This is a genomic window from Psychrobacter sp. ANT_WB68 (genome assembly GCF_008369115.1).
Lineage (GTDB): Bacteria > Pseudomonadota > Gammaproteobacteria > Pseudomonadales > Moraxellaceae > Psychrobacter.
This window is the reverse complement of sequence record NZ_VOAZ01000002.1, coordinates 45,808-68,516: the sequence shown is the minus strand read 5'-3', so window position 1 is coordinate 68,516 and position 22,709 is coordinate 45,808. Positions and strand designations below refer to the sequence as shown.

Genomic DNA, 22,709 nt, shown 5'->3' with positions numbered 1-22,709 from the left:
ACCACTTAGGCTTAACATCTCATTAATAAAGGTTTTCAATAACTTCTTTTTTTCTACCTTAAGCGCTTACTGATTTTTTTCATTTATAATTATTTAGAAATCTGAAATCGTACTAATCGTAGATGTAGACGGTAATATCAAGCTGATGATACGGTTCCAACGAGCCAAACCAGTTGGGTCGACATAAACGATGTCATTTGCTTGCATATCAAAACGATTCGCTAAAGGAAAATTCGTTAGAGTTTTCATATCAACATAATAAATATTGGTATACTGATATTTTAGATCGTCTCGAATAATATATATCTTAGCGGCATTTGCGGTGTTAGGGTCTAAGCCTCTTGATTCGCCCAATACATGAGCTAAGCTAAGTCCATGCTCTGGAATAGAGACAGGCTCAACTTTCCCAAGTTCACCTAAGACATAAACTCTGTTGCGGCTTTGACTATTCACATGAATGGAGTCACCATTCCGTAAGTAAATCTGATTACCTGATGAGCCTAATTGCCGAAGTGATTGCAACCCTAACGAATAACTCTTACCGTTTCGATTCAATACAATATTATTTGAGTCGCCAGTCGATGTTGCCCCACCAGCCATAGAAAGAGCGCCGTATAGTGAGACCTGTGTATCAGCAATAGTAAATTCACCTGGCTGTTTGACATCGCCGTCAATAAAGAACTTATTGCCACGATAGTCTAGGACTTTCACTTGTGGGTCTGAATATTTGAGATAACGTTGCAATTGCCCACGTAAGTTGGCGGTAAACTGAGGTACGCTCAGATTGCTGGCTTTAATGCGTCCAATTAATGGGAATTGAATAAAACCTTGTTGATCAACAGGGTAACCAGCAGTAGCCGCAGGCGTAATGTCGGGATAACCAATGAGCATAATATTAAGGACGTCACCTTGCGAAATACGATAGTCAGCTTTTTTAGACTCCTGAATTAAACGAGATACATCGTTATCTATAACAACGGTTTGCTTAGGAGGCAGATTAGCTAAACTTAATGGTTGTACATTAAACTGTAGACCATTAGCTGCAGTGAATGTACCGATAGGTGGTAGGTCTCCAGACTGAAATCCAGGACTTATAGTCGTACAGCTACTAAGCATACTAATAGACAATAAGCACGAAGCACACAATAGCTTAGCGGATTGATGTCTAGAAATAGAGTTCTTATAAATCATAATATTCACTCAACTTTACATAGCTAACACAAGGACATTATTTAAAAATATTTATAGAACCAATCAACCAGATAATTACATTCGTTAAAAAGAATATATAATTACTGAATATACACGTGCAGTAGCGTTAGTGCAATATAAATATAAAAGATTACTACTATAAATTACTAACTTTTAAAAATAAGACTGGGAATGTGCTGACGATAAAGGAAATCGAAAAGATATAAAGAATTTTATGGAGTCATTACTCTACGCTTGTAGGTTAATAATAAGAAGCTGACGTTCATCTGAACTAATAAATCATGAAATAGACTGGCTAATATCTAAAACTGCCTAGGCCTTGTCATAAAAATTATCCATCTTTTGTAGAGTAAGCTATAGTGATTCTACGCTTAGGAATACGATAATAAAGACCATGATAAGAAGACATGCTTGACATAATAACCAGTGGGAGAGAATTAAAGATATTTTGCCTAACAAAATAATTGATGCCGGAATGACTGCAAAAGACAACTAATTCTTTGCCAAGATTAAGCTCTACCGTGCGATTGCTACTCGCTATGATAAGTTAGCCAGTCACTTCCTGACTACTATTCACCTAGTTTCTTGTATCATCTGGCTTAATTGATGACAAGCCCTCGCTAAAACAAATAGAGATTTTAGACATTAAGATAGTTATTTATCTGCTAAATAGCGTAGAATAGTGCCTGCAATTTATTTTTACTTTAGCCATATTACACATTGAGAAATGTAAACCCACCGATTCAAGGAAATCGTTATGAAAGATGAAAAACTCCAAAAAGCCCTCGCCCGTATGGGACTTGGCTCGCGTCGTCAAATGGAAGAAGTGATCAAAGCAGGCCGCGTAACCGTTAATAATGGTCCTGCAACTATCGGTGACCGTGTCGAACAAGGTGATGAGATTCGTGTTGATGGTCGTCAGATCAAATATACTGCTGAAAATGAAAAACGTCGTCGTGTCTTAGCCTATTACAAGCCTGAGGGCGAAGTATGTTCTGCCAATGATCCAGAAGGCCGTCCAACGGTATTTGAACGCTTACCAAAGCTGACTCATGACCGCTGGGTGATGGTTGGCCGCTTAGATATTAACTCGACTGGTCTATTATTATTTACCAACGATGGTGAAATGGCGCATCGCTTAATGCACCCTTCTAGCGAAGTGACGCGTGAATATGCAGTACGTGTATTGGGTGAAGTGACACCAGACATCGCTCGTACGCTAACATCTGGCGTCATGTTAGAAGATGGCATGGCACAGTTTGAAGATATCAAAGAAGGCGGCGGTGAAGGCGTCAATAAGTGGTATCACGTCAGGCTAAAAGAAGGTCGTAACCGCGAAGTACGTCGTTTGTTTGAATCACAAGGACTTAAAGTGAGCCGTCTACTGCGTACACGTTACGGTACGATTGTCCTACCAAAAGAGCTACGTACTGGGCGCTTCTTAGAGCTGGATAAAAAAGATATCAATACCTTGACAGATTTGGTGAGCTTACGTCCACGTCATGGTACGGGTCTGCATGGTGCGGCTAAAGAAAAGCAAGAACGTATCAAAAACAAGCCACTTAAAGCACGTCGTACGGACACTCGTGGCGATAATCGTAATAGCACTAGTAGTAGCGTAAAACCTAAGAGCAGTGCTAGTCCTGCCAGTCGCGGTACGCGTAATACCCGTGACCGTAACAACAATCGTTAATCGGATTAATTTAACGTTACTTTGAATCTTTCATAAATTTAAAGTTGAGCATAAAAAAAAGCTGCCTATGATGCATAATCATCGGCAGCTTTTTTATTATTCGCTTTTAATAACTTATGATTGCTTGCCACTATAACAGTCTAATTATTATGGCTATCGATATAGTTCTTCATCACTCTTAACTCTTGTAGCTGCTGAATCTCTATTTGCTTTAATAGGTCATCTAGACGATGCTCTATATTATCTAATGCCTCTTGCAATAATTCACTGGCTTCAGCTTTTTTTTGCTGATTCGACTCATTATCACTTCTATTTATATTCACTAGCTGATAATGACTGGCTAGCATTTCAGGTAAACGAGTATGTAGCATCTTATTTAACACAAACTGCTGCTCTGTGACCGCAGGCGTTTTATTTTGAGCCTGTAAGGCCTTTTGATAAGATTGATAGTTGCTGACCTTTTCATCGATACGTTGTAATTGAAGTAGTTGGTTATCTGGCAAAACCTTTAAGTGCTTTTTATTTAAATTTAGCTGATGCCAATTGATAGAAGTTAACGATAATAGCGCATTATCATCCTGATATGTGAGCACGCCTGGGGTAATGCCGACCATTTTATGCAATGCGTGCCAGCCCTTTCTGCCTAAATAAAAGGTAGTGACCGTCGTCACAATCCCAATACCGATTAAAACACTCATATACAATTACTCTTTATCGTTTAATCATGAGACTGAGCATTTACAGTTTAATATGTTCAGTGTTGCTCTCGCTTCTGCTATCAGTTGGACTATCAATCGCTTTGATATCTACATTACTATTAACAGTATCCTCACTGTTGGTAAGCTCTTGAACCTCTTGATTATTCGCAGAACTATTAAAACGCTGTTGCAAATATCGATTGGTCGCAAGCAGCTTTTGCCCATCTTGATGATAAGAGGCGTTTAGCAAGTCATCAAACTGGGTATTAATTGTGCTAAGCACTTCTAATAGCGCTTCTTTACCCGTGACATCAGAGTGCTTGATTTTAGTAGTGTCAGCAAGTGCGCCATCCCCCATATCTAAGTCATGCAAACGGCGATAGTCAGCTACAGCCAGTGGCACATGTCTATCCATTAGATTTTGAATCATGACATAGGTTTCGTTGACGGTATCTTTATCATCAATTTTACCGTCGTTATTGGTATCGCCATAAATGACACGCAGCTTTTCGCCTTTGTCATTGATTTGATCGAGCGCTGTTTTGACCTCAACTGGTAAGCTTTTTTCAGGAATATAACCCAATTGTGGTATCGCTTTATACTCAAGCATTTTGGGCGCAGTGACTTTTTTGATACCACGATATCCAAGGTACAACCCAGCTGCTGGCAGCACGCCATATAAAATAAACATCATGAACATCGCAGTCAGTTGGGTCATTAGGGTATCCTTGTTGTTTAGTAAAAATGCTTAGCAAAAATGTTCAGCAGGAACGTTTGGCAAAATTATTGTTATTTTAGAAAATACTCAATGGTTATTATTAAACAAAAAAATAAGACTGTATTAAAGCCTTATATTGTTATGTATTGAGCCGATTGTGTTTAAAAATACTAACTGGCTTTAGATAAAGTTTCTAAATAAGAATTAGCTTTGAGTACGACTTTTGACATAACGGTGCGTTGAAGCCAGTTTATTCATCACTGTTTGATGTAATTCGTCTAGTAACTCATCAAGCTCGTAATCAATTTCTAAAAACAAGTCAGTAAGCATATCGCCGGCGGTCATTTTTCCTTGGACGACATTAGTCTTAGTACGATGAGGGCTAAAACGTTGTAGCTGCTCATAGTGATGTAGCGCCTCAGGAATACTTTCGGACACCAGCTTATCGATAACAAACTGGCGCTCATTATGTTGCTGTTGTTGCTCAGCATTGAGCTCGCTACTCCACTCACGGTAGCGCTTTAGCTTACTATTAATTCGGTCTAATATGGCGACCGCTTCAATAGGCATCGCATTTAGGGTGGCTTCGTCGACCACATCAACAAGCTCAGTCATAATCGGACAGCGTCCATGTTTGAGATACCATAACGTATCTGGGTCAAAAGGAGGTCTATTGGTCGGGCGCATTTGGGCGCGATTAGATAGATAGCGATCGGTCAAAGGTGTCGGCGTTCGGATATCACTCACTTGCGCCAAGGCGTCACAAATACGTTCGGTACGCTGCGGCTCGGTCAGTGACGATGCACTAGAAGTTGAAGCTTTAAGTGCTGGAGAATTGACCTCTTCCTGCTTCTTACCCTTGCTATTACGCCCAATGTTATTAGTAGCAGTGTCATTAGCAATGCGACTAGCAGCAGCTTGCTGAGCATTTTTGGCAGCGATGGTTGGCAGGTCATTTTGGGCTTGCCCAAACGACTGTAGCATTCTTGTCAAACTTATAACCATGACCTACCCTGCTCCTCGCTTATTCTTTATTGACCGCTGATGGCTTCTTAGCACCTGTTGCAACACACATATTGCATTCGACCATTTTATCACTTATCTTAACAGCTTTTTTCGGCGCTGCCAGTAAGCAAACGTCACCGTTTTTATTCTTAAAGGATAAGCCAACCATCATGAATTTCACCGATTATAGCGCCGGTTTTTTGCTTGGTTTATCTTTGATTATTGCCATTGGTTCACAAAACGCCTTTGTGCTAAAACAAGGGCTGAAACGCGAACACATATTTTTCGTCTGCTTATTTTGCGCAGTCAGTGACGCGATTTTAATCTCTGCTGGTGTCGCTGGCTTTGGTGCGGTCACAGCGCAATATCCACAAGTTGTGAACATCGCTAAAGTTGCTGGCGTTATTTTCTTGCTAGGCTACGGATTGCAAAGCTTGTATGCCAGTATACGCCTATCGCATGTGCTTACCGTCGAAGGCCAAGTCGTGACCAGTTTAAAAAAGGCGCTATTACTATGCTTTGGATTTACTTGGCTCAATCCACACGTCTATCTAGATACATTGGTACTGGTTGGCATGGTTTCAACCGGTGCTAGTAGTAAATTGGCATTTGCAGTCGGCGCGGTCAGTGCCTCGTTCTTTTTCTTTTTTGCACTGGGCTATGGAGCGCGCTTACTTCGACCTCTATTTGCCAAACCAAAAGCTTGGAATATATTGGACGCTTTGGTAGGCGTATTAATGCTGTATCTGGCTTGGCATTTGTATAAAAGTTAAAACCCACTATCAAAACTATAGGCAGTAGTTAAAAAAATTAGGCGTTAAAAACAAAAAAACCAAATACGCTATGGAACGTATTTGGTTTTTATTTGTCATGCTTATGAATTAGGACACTTTTTTGCGCTTTTTAGGTTTAACAAAGGTTAAGTTTAAAAAGTGCTCAAGCGAATCGTCGAGAATGTCTAACCATGGTTCTGGTAACTCAGGTGACATCGTCCCCGTCAAAGTCGAGCGATAGGCCTTTTCTCTAAAGGTCATGATATTCTCGGCTTTGTCTTTTTGCCATTCTTTTAAAATCTCGCCCTGCTTTTCAACCGCAAATTCTGGATAATCAGTGCCATTGGTCAAGTCACGAATATAAGCGGCTTGAAAGTCAATTGAATCACTAACCGTCACACATTTGGCATACGTTGCGAGCCATTTTTGCTCATCTTCTTCACGCACTGCCAAATTGGGTAATTCAATATCACCGAGCATCACATCACGTGCATACCATGCTTGGGCATCAAACATATTAAAGGTAAAATACTGGTCTTGCATACCTAAGTAAATCAGCTTTGGATTTGGCTGCCAAAAAATACCTTTATACAGATTGGCTGGATACAAGCAGTTGTGCGTCTGCAAACGTAGCTCATCTGGCATAAACGGGAAATGAAATAAATAACCAGTACACATGATGATGGCATCAAATTTTTGACTCGTGCCATCGGCAAAGTGCGCGACATCGTCTTCAAAATGCGTCACTAACGGTACTTCTTTTATGCCTTCAGGCCACTCATAACCAAGCGGTTGACTACGATAACTGATAGTGACTGATTTGGTACCGTACTTGTAACATTGTGTACCAATATCTTCGGCAGAATAGCTACTACCAACCAATAGAATATCTTCGTCTTTAAATTCTAAGGCATCACGGAAGTCATGCGCATGTAGGATACGACCAGGAAAAGCTTCTAAGCCTTCGAAGTACGGCATGTTGGGCGTTGAGAAATGACCGGTCGCTACCACAACATAATCAAACTCTTCTACTTCTTGCTCATCGGTTTTGTGGTTCATCACCGTCACGGTGAATTTTTGCGTTTCATCATCAAATGATACCCAACGTACTGGGCATTCAAAGCGAATGTATTTTTGGATGTCTTGTTTATCGATACGGCCCATGATGTAGTCTTTAAGGACTTCACGTGGCGGATACGATGGGATAGGCTCACCAAAATGCTCATCAAATGAATAATCGGCAAACTCTAAGCATTCTTTGGGACCATTTGACCATAAATAGCGGTACATACTGCCGTGCACAGGTTCACCGTTTCTATCTAGACCGGTACGCCAACTGTAATTCCACATACCACCGATGGCATTTTGTTTCTCATAACATATGATTTCAGGTAAATCTTTTACCCCGGCTAAACGAGCCGCTTCAAAAGCACGTAACTGCGCCAAGCCACTTGGACCTGCCCCTAAAATTGCAATTCTTTTCTTACTCAAAACATACTCCTATAATATGGTTACACCCCTATTATAACATATTTGTATGGATGACGTTTTTACAGCAGACTTTTGGTAATCAATAGGATTTTTTGAGAATATAAATAGAATACAAAAAGTAGTTATTAAACAACCTTTTAAGATGTGGTCATGATTTTTTTTGATGAATGGGCAGTTTTGGCCATCAGTGAGCTTTGTTTAATATTAATTGCGGTGCTTTTAATAGAATAAAGAAGATGACTTTCTATATCGTCAAAAAACGCAGAGTCTTAGATTGATAAGCTTAAAGAGATAGGCACATAGCTTATAAAAAAATGAGCTAAAAAAGCCAGATAGAAGTGATCAATACCAAGAAAAATGATAATTACACTAAATCAGGAAATAAGGTGCGTAGACCATTAACGATGATTTCGATAGCCACTGCGGCCAGTAACATGCCCATAATCCGGCTCATGATATTTAGCCCTGTATCGCCTAATAAACGACTGATACGACCGGCCGCCATCAATGCCAAATAACAGAATAAACTGATAAATAAGCCCGCAATCAAAATAGCGGAGACTTGCAGAATACCGGAGACTTGCGAAGAGTAAATAATTACCGTCGAGATACCGCCCGGTCCAATCATCATGGGAATAGCAATAGGCACGACAGCTGCTGCCATCGTTGGCGGCGCACCGTGTAGATGGTCGACATCGAAATTTTCTTGATCTGGCTTAACAGGGTTGCCTTCACCATTCATCATATTCAGGGCAATTAAAAACACCAGAATGCCACCTGCCAACTGAAACGAACCAATCGAGATACCCAAAGCTTTTAGTAACGTCTCACCGACTATGGTAAAAAAGCTAATGGTGATAAAAATGGTTAGACAAGCCACACGTGCCACTTTACGGCGATTATTCATTGAATAACCGCGAGTGGAATCCAAAAATAATGTCAATGCGCCAAACGGATTAATCAGTACCATAAAGGCTAAGATTATCTTGATAATTTCAGTATTCACTGAGCGCTCGCTTGTCTATTGGTCAAATCGGGCAAAAGATAAGGTCATCGTGCGCGTGCAATGATGACCTAATAGTCGATAGCAGCGGCATTGTAGCATAGGCAGATAAGCCAATTAAATCATTAACTTTGCTTAATTTTCCAACCTTACCAAATCCCTAGGATATCCATACAAACCTACCCTGTTAATAGACTATGAATCTGCTATTTAAACCATAATAAACCCTGTTAATTCATAATAAGCACTAACATTAGGCACTAAAATCAAGACCAATATCCAATGCTGTTGTGCTATGGGTCAAATAGCCCATTGCGATAAAATCAACACCCGTTTCCGCAACGGCTTGCACGGTTTCAGGCGTGATGCCACCTGATGCTTCGGTCTTAGTGCGACCTTTACACATCGCGACGGCTTTTGATAATATCTCAGGCACCATATTATCTAACAGCACCAAGCTCACGCCAGCCTCGAGGGCTTGCTCTAACTGCGCCAAGGTATCAACTTCAACTTCTATCGGAATTAAATGCCCCGCAAAGTCTTGCGCTTGTTGAATGGCGGTTTTTATATCACCAGCAATAGCAATGTGGTTGTCTTTGATTAAAATCGCATCGTCCAATCCCATGCGATGATTACGACCGCCGCCGCAGCGTACCGCGTATTTTTGTACGATACGTAACCCTGGAATGGTCTTACGCGTACAGGTAATTTGCGCAGGATACTCTGCCACACTATCAACAATTTTTTTCGTATCTGTCGCAATTCCACTCAAATGGGTCATAAAGTTGAGTGCTGTACGCTCTGCCGTCAGCAAATTTCGTGCATTGCCGCTGACAATCGCCAATACTGCACCAGCATCAACCGTCTCACCATCATTGACTTGGGCGATAAACTCGATTTGCTTATCAATCAAAGCAAAAGACAAGCGCGCTAAATCGATACCGCAAATCACCCCTGCCTGCCTCGCCTTAATCTGTAGTTGCGCTTGCATATCAGCTGGAATAGTCGCTTGCGAAGTCACATCTCCGCGCCGGCCCAAATCTTCCGTTAATGCAGCCTCAACCAAAGGTTTAAGGAGTACTTCAGGCAATGCTGGCTCTTGCTTAACTGTCATATTTGACCCTTATTTTTGTGTGGGAGCTTTTTATATAAAAGCGGCGTACGCTTGGTATCGATGCTATTTAATTAAACTCGAAATGAGCATAAATATAACGCAAAGCGTAAAACCTCGCAAGAAAAGGGTGAAAATTTATGAATTTTATCTAAATTTAATAGGGGAAATAATTCTGTAGATATTTATGCTATTTACGTTTGGGTAATTTACTGTCCATCAGTAAACTTTGCAGCTCAATATCATGGCGAAAGCGATAGAGCTTGGCAGGTCGACCACGCTGAGCGCTACTACTCTGACCCGTTTCCATCACAAGATTTTGTGAATCAAGTAAGCGGCGAAAATTCTGCTTATGCAGGCGCACTCCTGACAATGCCTCAACGCTTTGCTGTAATTGCGACAAAGTAAACACATCTGGCATTAAGCCAAAAATAAGCGGTCGATATTCAATTTTAGCACGCAGCCGTGAAACGGCAGTCGCAATCACTCGGCGATGGTCGTAATACATGGGCACGCCTATCAGCTGCGACCAATTTTCTGACAAATGACTGGTTTGAGGATTGGATGAATAGCTGGGCAAATACGTCGGTGCTTCAGGTATCATTCCCGCTTCATAGAGCATCTCATAGCGTAGCAGCACATGCTCGGCGATCCATTCTCTACTCTCATGATTATTATCACTAACTGTTGCACTGCCACTATCTGTATTTTCATGGACGGCACTTGTTAAAAACGCCTCACTCAATCCCCAGCATAAACCAATACGCTGACGGCGACGCTGCTGAACGACTGCATCCTTTCCAGCATTCGCCCACTCCAATAATGCTGGCACAATAAAATCCATGATCATACTTGGCATACCATCCAAGTGATTTTCCCATGGGAAATAATCATACCAATCACGCCATAACGCTTGGCTTGGCAACTCTTTCATCTGTGCTTCTTGTACCAACCCTAGATAGCTGACATAAACCAGCGCATGGCCATCGACGTTGCGCCGATTGGTATCCACGAAAGTATACAGCTGCTCCAAATAACCGAGCGGTTGCTGTGTTTGCTCTTCCACCCATTGACGTACACCAGCTTGCAATGAGCGGTGCAATGGCATCAATGGACCATTGGGCAATAGCTTACCTTGATCCACTGTTAAAACACGCGCCGTATGCTCAGTAATCGCGACTAGCACGGCTACGACTTCGGTAGTACCGCTACCTTGTTGATGGGCGTGTGAATAAGACAACGTCATGACTGTAAGTATTTCCTTGATAGTGACACTTAGGATTAAGCACTTAAAAAAGGTGGTGCTGGTAACCAAGCCTAGTATAGCGTGAATCAAAAACTATAATAGCCTGCGGTCGTAAATAGACACTATTGAAAACGATAAACAGCATAGTCAATCAGTTAAATTCTGCTTAACCATTCATATTTTTATAGATAGTTTATAAAAAATACTTGTGTTTATGCTCAAAATGAGCATAATTAAAAAGCAGGTTATATATTCGCTATATTTAATTTTTTTATTTCTAATGACAGATAACTTGTCGTTAATGCACCCAAGGTTTCACTTATGAAAACTTATCCCTATGACGCACCCATCATGAGCAATGACAATCGTATTGCGACTCAGATGAACATCGAATATGCTAAAGCTAAAATTCCAACAGACTTACCGCGTGCTGAACGTCTCGCAGTTGAAGAGAATATTAAGCAGTTATTAAAAGCTAATAATGCGGTGCTGGTTGCACACTACTATGTTGATCCTTTTATCCAAGACTTGGCATTGGCAACAGGTGGCTGTGTTGGTGATTCGCTTGAGATGGCACGCTTTGGGCAAGCGCATAGTGCACAGACATTGGTGGTTGTTGGTGTACGCTTTATGGGCGAGTCGGCAAAGATACTCAGTATGGAAAAGACCGTCTTGATGCCAGACTTGGAAGCAGAATGTTCGCTTGATTTAGGCTGTCCCGCTGATGAGTTCTCCGCATTTTGTGATGCCCACCCTGAGCGTACCGTGGTGGTATATGCCAACACCAGCGCCGCAGTCAAAGCGCGCGCCGATTGGGTCGTGACCTCGTCGGTTGGTATTGATATCGTTCGTCACTTGCATGCCCAAGGCGAGCCTATCATTTGGGGGCCTGATCGCCATTTGGGTAAATACATCGCGCAAGAGACAGGCGCAGATATGCTGCTTTGGCAAGGTTCATGCTTAGTGCATAATGAGTTTAAAGCGACTGAGCTCATGCAATTAAAAGAAGAGCACCCAAATGCCAAAGTATTGGTGCACCCTGAATCACCTGATAGTGTGGTAGCACTGGCGGATGTTGTTGGCTCGACCAGCAAGCTATTGCAATCGACTTATGAGATGGATGCCGACACCTTTATCGTTGCTACCGATTTAGGTATCTTACACGAAATGCAAAAACGCTCGCCACATAAACGTTTCTTAGCCGCACCGACAGCGGGTGAAAGCGCCAGCTGTAAGAGCTGCGCTTTTTGTCCGTGGATGGCAATGAATGGTTTAAAAGGTATCGAGCAATGCTTGATGAATAATAGCGGTGAAGTATTGATGACGCCTGAGCTAGCAGCAGCAGCCAAAAAGCCACTACAACGTATGCTTGATTTTGCTGAATCGCAAAAACAACGTGTGGCAGCGAGCGGTGATATAGTTAAAGACCGCGCACTGTTCGCCAATGTTGGAGCTGCCTAACATGAAGGAGGCGCACATAATGGATAGAACAAACAATAACGCTGATGCTGCTAAACAAACAGACGTCCTCATTATTGGCGCTGGCCTTGCAGGCTTAAGCACGGCTCTCGCCTTACCAACGTCGCTGAGCATTACGATATTAAGTAAAGCGGCATTAGAAGTTTGTTCAAGCCATTATGCTCAGGGTGGTATCGCCGCCAGCTTAGATAAAAATGACAGTGTCTCTGATCATATTGCCGATACCTTAATTGCTGGCGCAGGGTTATGTGAAACGGATAATACGGCAAGCATTCTAAGCGCCGGACAACAAGCCGTCCAGTGGCTGTGTGAGCAAGGCGTCCCTTTTACTCAGATTCCACAAGAGCATAAACAGCAAGAACATAGAACAAAACCTTTAACTGAACTACAAACTGCCGATTTGCATTTAACCAAAGAAGGCGGTCATGGCTGTAGACGCGTTGCCCATGCTGATGATGCGACTGGTCGACATATTATGGAAGCCTTGATTATAAAAGCTCAGTCTGCAGCTAATATCACTGTCTTGCCGTATCATGAAGCACTGAGCCTTTTGAATGAAAGCAAAGGTAACCAATGCCAAGGCGCGCTTGTTTTTGATCACTTTAATCAACGCAAACTTACCTTTCATAGTCACGCCGTTGTCTTAGCCAGTGGCGGATTAGGACAGTTATTCAAGCGTGCTAGCGCCCCAAATGTCTGTGTTGGTGATGGCGTCATGATGGCGTGGCAAGCAGGTTGCCGCTTAGCAAATTTAGAGTTTATCCAATTTCATCCGACTGGCTTAGCATGTGGCGACAGTAGCTTTTTGATATCTGAAGCCCTACGCGGTGAAGGTGGACGGCTATATTGTCCACAAACTGGTAAGCGTTTTATGCTGGACGTTGATACACGTGCAGAACTAGCACCACGAGATATCGTTGCCCGCGCCATTGCCGAACAGATTAATCACAATGGACTTGGCTACGTACATCTTGATGTCAGTCACTTGCCAGCGGAGTTTTTGCGCGAACATTTTCCGCAGATTTATAAAACCCTATTAGAGCTTGGCATTGATATCACAAAACAACCTATTCCCGTTGCCCCGACTGCCCATTATAGCTGCGGCGGAGTAGTCACTGATGCAAATGGTTTGACCGACGTACAAGGACTTTATGCAGCTGGCGAAGTCGCCTATACAGGCCTGCATGGAGCAAACCGTTTGGCAAGCAATTCACTATTAGAGTGCGTCGTGGTTGGGCGCAATATTGCTACGGATTTGCCACGCTATTTAGCCGCAATGGAAAAATTAGAAACGACTTTACCTAATAGTCACTTAAGTCAATCAATCCGTGATATTTGGACACCGCCAACGCTGCGAGATAGTCAGCTTATTACTTTGCCATCGTCCATTGAATATGAAAGCGATACTAATATCCATGTCAATATGAATGCTGACATTACTGAGATAACAGCAAAATTAAAAGCTTTGATGACATCCCATATGGGCATTACTCGTAATGCTGAGCAACTAGAACAAGCGCTTTTACAAATCCGGCAATGGCAGCAGCAACTTAACTACTGCAACTCCAATAAACTAGCTATCGATAAAAAAGATAACGCAACCACCTTAAATGAACTACCCTACTTCCAATTAGCAAGACAGTTGCAATTAGCGATACTAATTATCCAGTCTGCTTATCAGCGTTACGAGAGTCGCGGTGGACATTATCGAAAAGATTATCCAAATTTGACGACCACACCTCGGACGAGCGTGATTGAGCCTCTACTAGAGAAACCGAAAAAACAGAACCTTTGCTGTGATAAGTCTGTCAAAAAAATTCAAAGCCAGTTCTCTTTAGCCAACCAAGATGATGCACTGGCAGGCATCTGCTAACCCACCCTAAACTGGTACATTCATGTCGAATTTTGCTTGGGGGTTGTCCGTATTGCTAGCCTGATATGATACAATCTCCAGCTTCCTAAAAACGCCTTGTTACAAACTGACGAGTCTGACGACATGCAAAGCCTGATTACCCTTGTTTTGGTATTAATGCCGATGTTTATTGGCTTTGCCATTCCCTCTAATCCAACCCTGACCAAAATTGCCGATAAAGGCTTGTCTTATTTGGTCTTTATTATTTTAGGTTTGATTGGTATTGAGTTGGCACAAGTTGAAGGGTTGGGTAGTCAGATAGGCGAAATCGCTCTATATGTCACGATACTATCGATATTGACGATTGGGTCGGGCTTATTTGGGCTGATGCTGTTCGACCGTCTGCGCCCGTGGCATGCCAAAAAAAGCAGTGTAAAATCTAAAGAACATCGTGTCAGTATTCGCGGCAGCCTTACTCAAGTCATCTGTGTGGTGATAGGCTTTGTGATTGGCTATTTGTTGCCATCGGATTATATGCCACCCGAAAACACCATGACCGCAATGCTCATGGTATTAATATTACTGGTCGGTATTGGCTTAAAAGGCTCGGGTATTACTTTAAAAGAAGTGCTGCTAAATAAGCGTGGCGTGGAGATGAGCATTATCTTTACGCTATCGGTATTGGTTGGCGGACTTATTTTTGCGCTGATGTTTAGCGATGTCTCTTGGACTAAGGGAATGGCGTTGGCGTCAGGATTTGGCTGGTATTCGCTATCAGCGATTGTGATGACCGATGCTTATGGGGCGATTTGGGGTAGTGTGGCGCTGTTTAATGACTTAATACGTGAGTTCTTTGCGTTGATATTTATCCCCGTCTTTATGCGTAAATACCCATCCGCTTCAGTTGGACTTGGCGGTGCGACCAGTTTAGATTTTACTTTGCCAATTATCCAGCAATCAGGTGGTCTAAAGGTCGTGCCATTGGCGATTAGCTTTGGGTTTATTATTAATATTGTCGCACCAGTGCTGATGGTGGTATTTTCGGCGTTGGGATAACTTAGTTAGAACTTATAGCTAAGTTTATTGCTGCCAGAAATTATGATTATTTTATTACTAACCATTTGTTTAACGAGGTTATCAATTACTTTAGCATCTTCATTTCGCAGATTGCTTTTAAGATAATTTGTAAGACTCGCCTTTTTTGATGGTCGAGTGCTTATAGGTCGCTCTTTTAGTAACGCTACTGCACGTTGATATATCGTAGCAGAAGATTTGCTCTTCTCATTATTGTCGCTTGAAACCTTATTTGTATTTACTTTTATATTATCAAAGGGTGGGTAAGAGATAATTTGATTATCTTGCTTTATAAATCCTTGATTTTTTAGCCATGTCACAACCAAACTAACTTGCTCTTCGTTATTTACTTGACGATAATTTGCAAGCTTCTGTTTAATGACATTATTTAATCCTTCGATTGTTTTGGCTTTACTCAATAGAACCTTATCAGTTACTAAGTCTAGCAGCCCTTGACTGTTTACTTTATAACCTAACTTTTTCGTTTTTGTGTCAAGACTAATCAGTCCTGCTTTAACAAATTTCTCAAAAACTTTCTCAACGATACAATCTTGTTCAGCACTATTAAAATTTTCTAATGTTGTCGTCAAAGCATATTTTTTCATTGCAGATAATAGATTGGCTTTATGGTTTGGCAGAAAAACCTCACTATTTAAAATTGTATCAAACACTAAGATATAACAATCATGGATAAGTGTTTTGGATATTGTCTCCTCGAGAGATTGAGCTAAAGCATATTCATTTTTCATCTCTACATGATTACTGCTATTGCACAAATTGTTTTGATTCTCTTGAACGACGAGTTGAATTTTCTCTATATCTGACTTTATTTTGTCATCTAAATCGTAAGCCAAACTTAACTGATTAGCATTTGCTGATCGTATGATATCGATACCATCGTAAACACTATTAAGGTGCTCAACCAAAACATCATACCCACTGTCTCTTGCCAAGATGCAAACATCCGCTTGAGAATCAATTTCAGAAATCTTGCCCAGATAGAAAGATAGATAAAAATCTAATGCATTTTTTCCTGTATGTTGCATTCTTATGATATGCACATTTTTATTATCAAATTTAAGTAGGGTTTCAACTAACTCAAGTGGCAAGCTTTTTTGCTGATTTACGCCTAAGAACAACCATATATGACATTCATTGGTCTCTATATCGTTAAAGCTTTTCGGTTGGATGTTCTCGTAATCAATTAAAATATGTTTCATAGAAATATTCTTATCATTTAATAACAGCTACAGTTATCTAAACCCCACTCGCCTGCTTAGCAAACAACCGCATCAACGGTTTGATTTTGCTCACGCGATACATACCTTCATTACGAAGTTGTTGAATCGGACGCATCTGAGCAAGCGAGCCTGCAAACAGCCAGTTAAGCGCCGAAAAGCTGTGCATCATCAGACTATTATGTGGACGACGCAAACGCTCATAGCTACGCAAGGTTTGATTGGCACCCCACAGCTTGTTGCCACTACGCGCATAATCATGGGTGAGTTGCTCACTTAACGCCTTCACATCAAGCATGCCCAAATTCAGTCCTTGCCCAGCAAGCGGATGCACACCATGCGCGGCATCACCAATCAATACCAAATTATCTTCAACATAGGTCTTTGCTTGCTGCGCCGCTAGCGGAAAACTAGCGATTGATTCAATTTTATGAATAGCACCAAGCTCATAATGACTGGCAGCAGCCAATTTATCAGCGATATAGCGCGGATGCTCTTCTATCAACGCCAATGCCTGATTACGTGGCAGTGTCCATACAATCGACTGCCAATGCTGTGGATTGGCTTTATCCTCATCAGTGATATCAGCAAGCGGCAACAGTGCTAGCGTACCAGTAGGTAGCATGGCTTGGCGGGCAGTTGCCAGATGCGGTTTTTCAGTTTGAATGGCGCAGCAAATGGCGGTTTGATTATAATCGAGCACATCCAGCTCAATGCCTGCTTGCTTGCGCACGAATGAGCCACGACCGTCAGCACCTACCAATAGATTTGCATCAATCACGGTATCGTTATCCAACGTCACGCGGTAGCCTTGTGTCGCACCGAGCCAGTCCATATCGACAACCTTTTGACCATCGATAACCGTTAAATAATGACTAACATCAGGCGCTGATAAACGCTGCCATAATGCGTGCTCGATGACGGCAGGCTCAACCATACTACCGAGCATTTTTGGCTCAGCATTACCGCTGTTATTAGCAACATTACTATTACCATCAGGACTGACGTTGGAGTTACCACTCTCGCCAAATAACAACTCGCCCATACCATTCAGCTGCCAAACCTGCATCTGTGAGTAATCAGCCTTGCGTTCTGACGCTGCTATTTTCTGCCAAGCGCCAACCTCTTTTAAGAGTTTAATACTAGCAAGACTCAACGCATAAACACGCGCATCACGTTGACCAAGTACTTGCTGCCAATCTGCTTCGTTACGTTCAGGGCGCGCATCGATGAGCGTCACTGGCATTTCAGCTTGCGCCAGTTTTAGCGCAAACGTCCCACCGACGATACCGCCACCGATAATGAGCGTATGGTTATTTTTCATAAGTTATCTCTCAATATTAGAACGCTTATTATAAATCTATGATTTTAAGCCCATCGCATAATTGGCAATTAAGGGTTTGATATTCGGTAATTTATCAAAGGCAACCAAGGCGACGTTACGCGCCAACTTCACTGCTGGGTTTGGATGAGTAAAGCCATGCACGACGGCATCACAAAAGCGAATGACCCGTTTTTGGTCGGTTTGACGAGCTTTTTCATAACGCTTAAGCAACGTAGGATTGCCGATATCTTCGCCTTTTAGTACCTGCCGACTCATCATTTGTGCCAGTACATGGGCATCGCGCATACAGAGGTTAAAACCTTGTCCAGCGACTGGATGCAAGGTATGCGCAGCGTTGCCCATGATGACACAGCGACCCTCTACTTGTTTGTCTGCTAGCACCCGCGTCAAGGGATACGCACCGCGGCGACCGGCAGTCTTAAACGTGCCAGCCCGCTCTCCAAAGGCTTGCTGCAAGGTTGCCAAGAAATGCGCATCATCTTCTAGATACTGCGTCTCTTCCCCTGTTGGGCAAACCCAAACCACTGAACGTCTATAACCTTTTTGATACTCATCATTGCCGTCACCCTCTGGATCGGTCAATGGCAGCACCGCAAGGGGGCCTGCAGGACTAAAACGCTCAATGGCGATATGCTCATGCGGTTGATCGGTCTCTACCACGCCGACGATAGCCGTTTGCTTATAATCATAAGTGGTGGTACTAATACCTAATAGCTGACGCACCGTAGAGTCGCGACCGTCACAAGCAACCAAAACGCTGGCTTGCAGTTGCTGCTCATGCTCTTCTTCACCGTAATAACTAAAGCTCAGCGTTACGCCATCGGCTTGTTGTTCAACAGCGATGACGTTGGCATTATCAATTAAGGTAATTAATTGCTCTTGCTGTGCAGCTAATAGTAGCTTACGTCCAAGCCACGCGTTTTCCATCACTTGTCCAAATGACTCAACTTGTTCATCGGCTTTATTGAGTTGCGCGCGCCCAAAGCTACCTTGCTCACTTATCTGCACCGCATCAATGCGGCAAGCATGACTTTGTAGCTCATCCCATAAGCCAATCTCTTGATAAATCTGTACCGTACGACGAGACAAAGCGGTATTGCGACTGTCTAAATAGTGACTACGCTTACTATCATCTTTGGGGCTGATGGTTGGATAGCTATTCTTCTCAAGCAACGTACTAGCGATACCATGATGTGCGAGTAGCAAAGCAAACGACAAACCGACATGACCACCACCCGCGATGAGTACCTGCTGCGCAGTCATAGCGGTAGAATTCTCAGCGTTATCACCCATAACAGAGTGTTTAACATGATTAGTTTTTGACAAATTTGCTTCAGTATTTTGCATAGTTATTATTCCTAATATGCCATTTTTAACACGCTATTAAACGTGATGAATATGCACTCATAAACCTTATATTTTTAGAAGATTTTTCGTTCTCTGATACTTTTAAACCAGGCTTTTATGGCCGCCCTATCTAAGCACTAGATTACCACAGATTATCTAGCATTCCGTGCTCATAACAGTATCCACAGCGAGCGTGCAATATTTTGCATACTCACCTATTATTTAAGGTTGTAGTGATTTTTTTGATATTTTATCATTATGGATTTTAATGATGTCGGGTATCTTAGAAATACCAAACCTCTAAACTAATAGCTTCAATAATGATTTAACATCAAAAATACAGGCAGTCGTTGCAATCGCCATACAAAAACCAAGCGCTACCTCCCTTATATCGCTTGAATTTTAAAAACTATCTACCATAATGAAGGCAGGACATTTACTTATTATTTACTATATTTATAACTACTTTGCCGTCACTTTCTATTATCTAAAGCCTTACACTAAAAGCTATAAATTACGAATACCCATTTTATCTCTGAAGCCCGCTACTCTATCGCCATTTATTAGCTTAATCATAAAAGATTAGCAATAACAACGGGCAACCAATACAAGGATAATCGCTTGACTGATTCCATGAGCCGCCGTATAAAGTTTGAATCCTTGACCCCAGCACAGCTCAAAACCGTGCTTGGCGAATACAACAATCACATGAAATACATTCAGCAACGCCTCGATATTAAAATCAGCCAACGCCAAGGCGACTTCTGCCTGAGTGGCGACATATTGGGTGTCGAGCGTGGCGAACGTATTATTTATAAAATGGTCGATGAAGCGCAAAACACCAAAGATATCAGCGCAGAAGAATTGCATCTCATCATTCAATCGAGTCTCTCACGCGATGAGGATATCGAAGAGGATGAAGAGCCGACTGACCAAGAGGTAGATTTAGACGCACCAAGCGATTTTACGCCCATTAGCCTGCGTACACGTAATGGCAAAATCATTCCACGCGGTGGTAATCAGCAGCGTTATGTCAGAGATATTTTATCGTCTGATGTGTCGTTTGGTATTGGACCTGCCGGTACCGGTAAGACCTACCTTGCGGTTGCTTGTGCCGTCGATATGCTTGAACGTAATGAGATTGAGCGTATTTTACTGGTGCGCCCTGCGGTAGAAGCTGGCGAAAAGCTAGGATTTTTACCGGGTGATTTGACCCAAAAAATCGATCCGTATTTACGTCCTTTATATGACGCGCTATATGAGATGCTAGGCTTTGATAAAGTGGGTAAAATGCTTGAAAAGCAAATTATTGAAGTTGCCCCGCTTGCTTATATGCGTGGTCGGACACTTAATAACTCATTTGTCATCTTAGATGAAGCGCAAAATACCACGCCTGAGCAGATGAAGATGTTTTTGACGCGCTTAGGTTTTGGCTCGCGTGCTGTTATCACTGGTGACATTACCCAGGTCGATTTACCACGTGGTAGCAAGTCTGGTCTGGCACAGGCGATGGAAATTTTAAGCGGTATTGAAGAAATTCATATCACGAAGTTTGATTCAAAAGACGTGGTGCGCCATCAATTGGTACAAAAAATCGTTGAAGCTTATGATATTTTTGATGAGGAGCAATTGGCATTGCAAGAGAAACGTAAGTTTGAGCGCATGAAAGAGCAAGAGCGTAAACAAGCGATTACCAATGCAGCCGCTAAGCTATAACTTATCTTAATATAGGTGTATTAGAAGAAAACCGGATTTAATATCCGGTTTTTTACTGTTAGCTATTTATTATTAACTACTTTTAAATTGACATAAAAAAGGAGGATGGCATGAGCCAAGCCGAACAGAATGCTGCTAACAACAATATTGACGATAATTTTAATAGCCGTTTTAGTAATGATGAAAACTTAGTCGCGTTTAATACTAGTGAAAACTTAGCCGCACTTGATATAAGCGCCTCAGAGAGTATCCATGACGATATACTCGAGTCGTTTTATAGTCGTGAAAACTTAGTGCAAGTCATGATGGCGACTTTGGATTATATACATGGGTGTATTAAAACTGGTTTGACGCTGCCTTATTTTGCCGACATCGATGCTGAAATATGGCAAGAAAAGTCTAAAGCGCTAGATATCTATATTACTGATGAAGTGGAAGGTCGTGAGCTAAATTTAGAGGCGCGCAAGAAGGATTATGCAACCAATATCCTATCCTACCCAAGCGATTTGCCAGCGGCAATCATTGGACTCATGCCAACGCTACCGCTAGGCGAGCTGGTTATCTGTCATGCCGTGGTGGTTCGTGAAGCGGCTGAGCAAAACAAGACTGTCAATCAGCACATCAGCCATTTATTAGTCCACGGCCTGCTGCACCTGCTTGGTTTTGACCATGAGCTCGGACAAGCTGAGCAAGATGAGATGGAAAGTTTTGAGATTGATATTTTGGCAGGCTTAGCGCTGCCGAATCCTTATCTTTAATCCTTTTTTAGCCCTTCCTTAGCATGGATTTCTGGGCTTGATCCATCTGGTTCATCATTTTATCTAGACCTTTGACATGGACATTGCGCTGCGGGAACGGAATATCGATTTTATTATCATCAAGGGCGTTTTTAAATTGCTCTAATAAATCACACTGCATTGCCCACCAATCGTCATTGGTCGTCCAAACGTTTAAGGTTAAATCAACGGAGTTATCGCCTAAGTTGGTAACACGGATAACCGGTGCAGGATCGCTAAACGCCATTGGATTGTTTTTTGCCAAGTTTAGCATCACATCCTTGGCGGTTTTGATGTCGGCGTCATAACCAATACCGACCGTGATATCAACGCGGCGATTGGGTAACGCGGTATAATTAATGACCGCTGAGGTAGTGATATCGCTATTAGGAATGATGACGTCGTGATTGTTGATGGTCGTCAAATGGGTATTGACCAAGGTGATTTCGGTCACCGTACCAGTGTAACTGCTAACCTGTACATAGTCGCCGCGGACAAACGGGCGGAAGGTGACAATCATAATACCTGCAGCAAAATTCGATAGCTGATCTTTGAGTGACAAACCAATCGCCACCGCTGCACCGCCCAAGATAGCAACGACCGAAGTGGTCTGTACGCCGACTTTACTGAGCGCTGCTAAGATGATGACGACTAATAATATGCCATATAATAATCGGCTTAAAAAGTTGGCCGCCGTCGCTTCTAGATGGCTACGTAACATAATACGATTGCTGATAGCCACGACTTTTTTTGCCAACCAACGCCCGACGATAAATATCAATAAGGCAAAAGCAATTTTGAGCACAATGCTAAAAGCGCTCTCTGTTAAGGTAGCAATATCAAGGGTAAAACCTAAAAATTCCATACTGACTCTTTACTCTATTACTGATTCCATAAATGTAAGATTTATGATTGCTTAAAGCTAAATTGCC

Annotated in this window: 20 protein-coding genes and 1 pseudogene; 8 read left to right on the top strand and 13 right to left on the bottom strand. The window is 42.2% G+C overall.

The annotated features are described in order from the left end of the window. Positions 1–93: 93 nt before the first annotated feature. Positions 94–1,191 (bottom strand): polysaccharide biosynthesis/export family protein, encoded by a 1,098-nt coding sequence (locus tag FQ084_RS05520; RefSeq protein WP_149489653.1) that lies wholly within the window; start codon positions 1,189–1,191, stop codon positions 94–96. A gap of 517 nt (positions 1,192–1,708) precedes the next feature. Here FQ084_RS05520 and FQ084_RS13385 point away from each other — a divergent pair. Continuing rightward, positions 1,709–1,819, top strand: a pseudogene (locus FQ084_RS13385) (IS5/IS1182 family transposase); the annotation flags it as partial. A gap of 150 nt (positions 1,820–1,969) precedes the next feature. After that, positions 1,970–2,905, top strand: coding sequence for a 23S rRNA pseudouridine(2605) synthase RluB (gene rluB / locus FQ084_RS05510; protein ID WP_149489652.1), 936 nt, complete (start codon positions 1,970–1,972; stop codon positions 2,903–2,905). Between the two features lie 140 nt (positions 2,906–3,045). Here rluB and FQ084_RS05505 read toward each other — a convergent pair whose 3' ends face one another. The 4 genes from FQ084_RS05505 to FQ084_RS13230 form a co-directional block, all read right to left on the bottom strand. Next, positions 3,046–3,603, bottom strand: a complete 558-nt coding sequence (locus FQ084_RS05505; RefSeq protein ID WP_149489651.1) for a hypothetical protein — start codon at positions 3,601–3,603, stop codon at positions 3,046–3,048. A gap of 40 nt (positions 3,604–3,643) precedes the next feature. Further along, positions 3,644–4,321, bottom strand: a complete 678-nt coding sequence (locus FQ084_RS05500) for a hypothetical protein (RefSeq protein WP_262880673.1) — start codon at positions 4,319–4,321, stop codon at positions 3,644–3,646. A 204-nt stretch (positions 4,322–4,525) separates the two neighbouring features. After that, entirely contained in the window at positions 4,526–5,305 is a 780-nt protein-coding gene (locus tag FQ084_RS05495) for a hypothetical protein (protein ID WP_149490188.1), read from the bottom strand. Positions 5,306–5,345: 40 nt separating this feature from the next. After that, positions 5,346–5,498 (bottom strand): hypothetical protein, encoded by a 153-nt coding sequence (locus tag FQ084_RS13230; RefSeq protein ID WP_188032906.1) that lies wholly within the window; start codon positions 5,496–5,498, stop codon positions 5,346–5,348. On the opposite strand from FQ084_RS13230, the gene FQ084_RS05490 reads away from it, so the two are divergent. Further along, positions 5,497–6,099 (top strand): LysE/ArgO family amino acid transporter, encoded by a 603-nt coding sequence (locus tag FQ084_RS05490; protein WP_149489650.1) that lies wholly within the window; start codon positions 5,497–5,499, stop codon positions 6,097–6,099. The two genes, FQ084_RS13230 and FQ084_RS05490, sit on opposite strands and share 2 nt — an antisense overlap. A 108-nt stretch (positions 6,100–6,207) precedes the next feature. On the opposite strand, the gene FQ084_RS05485 is transcribed toward FQ084_RS05490, so the two are convergent. The 4 genes from FQ084_RS05485 to FQ084_RS05470 all read right to left on the bottom strand — a co-directional run bounded on the left by FQ084_RS05485 (position 6,208) and on the right by FQ084_RS05470 (position 10,950). Continuing rightward, the gene (locus FQ084_RS05485) at positions 6,208–7,590 is read right to left on the bottom strand and encodes an NAD(P)-binding domain-containing protein (RefSeq protein ID WP_149489649.1); all 1,383 of its coding nucleotides are present in this window, start codon (positions 7,588–7,590) and stop codon (positions 6,208–6,210) included. Positions 7,591–7,954: 364 nt separating this feature from the next. Further along, positions 7,955–8,596 carry a MarC family protein gene (locus tag FQ084_RS05480; protein WP_149489648.1) on the bottom strand — a complete coding sequence of 214 codons (642 nt, stop codon included), beginning with the start codon at positions 8,594–8,596 and terminating at the stop codon, positions 7,955–7,957. A gap of 250 nt (positions 8,597–8,846) precedes the next feature. Continuing rightward, positions 8,847–9,707, bottom strand: a complete 861-nt coding sequence (gene nadC / locus FQ084_RS05475; protein ID WP_149489647.1) for a carboxylating nicotinate-nucleotide diphosphorylase — start codon at positions 9,705–9,707, stop codon at positions 8,847–8,849. Between the two features lie 187 nt (positions 9,708–9,894). Continuing rightward, positions 9,895–10,950: an NUDIX hydrolase gene (locus tag FQ084_RS05470; protein ID WP_149489646.1), complete on the bottom strand. Its 1,056-nt coding sequence runs from the start codon at positions 10,948–10,950 to the stop codon at positions 9,895–9,897. Positions 10,951–11,271: 321 nt separating this feature from the next. Between FQ084_RS05470 and nadA the strand changes: the two genes are divergently transcribed. The 3 genes from nadA (at position 11,272) to FQ084_RS05455 (ending at position 15,337) form a co-directional block, all read left to right on the top strand. Then, complete coding sequence (gene nadA, locus FQ084_RS05465) at positions 11,272–12,411, top strand: quinolinate synthase NadA (RefSeq protein WP_149489645.1); 1,140 nt, start codon at positions 11,272–11,274, stop codon at positions 12,409–12,411. A 19-nt stretch (positions 12,412–12,430) separates the two neighbouring features. Further along, on the top strand, positions 12,431–14,302 hold the full coding sequence (gene nadB / locus FQ084_RS05460) for an L-aspartate oxidase (RefSeq protein ID WP_262880672.1): 1,872 nt from the start codon (positions 12,431–12,433) through the stop codon (positions 14,300–14,302). A gap of 123 nt (positions 14,303–14,425) precedes the next feature. Next, the gene (locus FQ084_RS05455; RefSeq protein WP_149489643.1) at positions 14,426–15,337 is read left to right on the top strand and encodes a lysine exporter LysO family protein; all 912 of its coding nucleotides are present in this window, start codon (positions 14,426–14,428) and stop codon (positions 15,335–15,337) included. A 5-nt stretch (positions 15,338–15,342) separates the two neighbouring features. Here FQ084_RS05455 and FQ084_RS05450 read toward each other — a convergent pair whose 3' ends face one another. Genes FQ084_RS05450 through FQ084_RS05440 form a run of 3 tightly spaced genes read right to left on the bottom strand, consistent with a single transcriptional unit; the run spans position 15,343 to position 19,231 of the window. Further along, a complete protein-coding gene (locus tag FQ084_RS05450) occupies positions 15,343–16,575 on the bottom strand; it encodes a PIN domain-containing protein (protein WP_149489642.1) in 1,233 nt (410 codons plus the stop codon). A gap of 37 nt (positions 16,576–16,612) precedes the next feature. Continuing rightward, a complete protein-coding gene (locus FQ084_RS05445) occupies positions 16,613–17,917 on the bottom strand; it encodes an FAD-dependent monooxygenase (RefSeq protein WP_149489641.1) in 1,305 nt (434 codons plus the stop codon). 36 nt (positions 17,918–17,953) lie between these two features. Next, a complete protein-coding gene (locus FQ084_RS05440; protein ID WP_188032926.1) occupies positions 17,954–19,231 on the bottom strand; it encodes a UbiH/UbiF/VisC/COQ6 family ubiquinone biosynthesis hydroxylase in 1,278 nt (425 codons plus the stop codon). A 687-nt stretch (positions 19,232–19,918) separates the two neighbouring features. Between FQ084_RS05440 and FQ084_RS05435 the strand changes: the two genes are divergently transcribed. Next, positions 19,919–21,001 carry a PhoH family protein gene (locus tag FQ084_RS05435; protein ID WP_149490187.1) on the top strand — a complete coding sequence of 361 codons (1,083 nt, stop codon included), beginning with the start codon at positions 19,919–19,921 and terminating at the stop codon, positions 20,999–21,001. A gap of 110 nt (positions 21,002–21,111) precedes the next feature. Then, positions 21,112–21,759, top strand: coding sequence for an rRNA maturation RNase YbeY (ybeY, locus tag FQ084_RS05430; RefSeq protein ID WP_149489639.1), 648 nt, complete (start codon positions 21,112–21,114; stop codon positions 21,757–21,759). Positions 21,760–21,766: 7 nt separating this feature from the next. Here ybeY and FQ084_RS05425 read toward each other — a convergent pair whose 3' ends face one another. Beyond that, complete coding sequence (locus tag FQ084_RS05425; protein ID WP_149489638.1) at positions 21,767–22,642, bottom strand: mechanosensitive ion channel family protein; 876 nt, start codon at positions 22,640–22,642, stop codon at positions 21,767–21,769. Positions 22,643–22,709 lie beyond the last annotated feature (67 nt).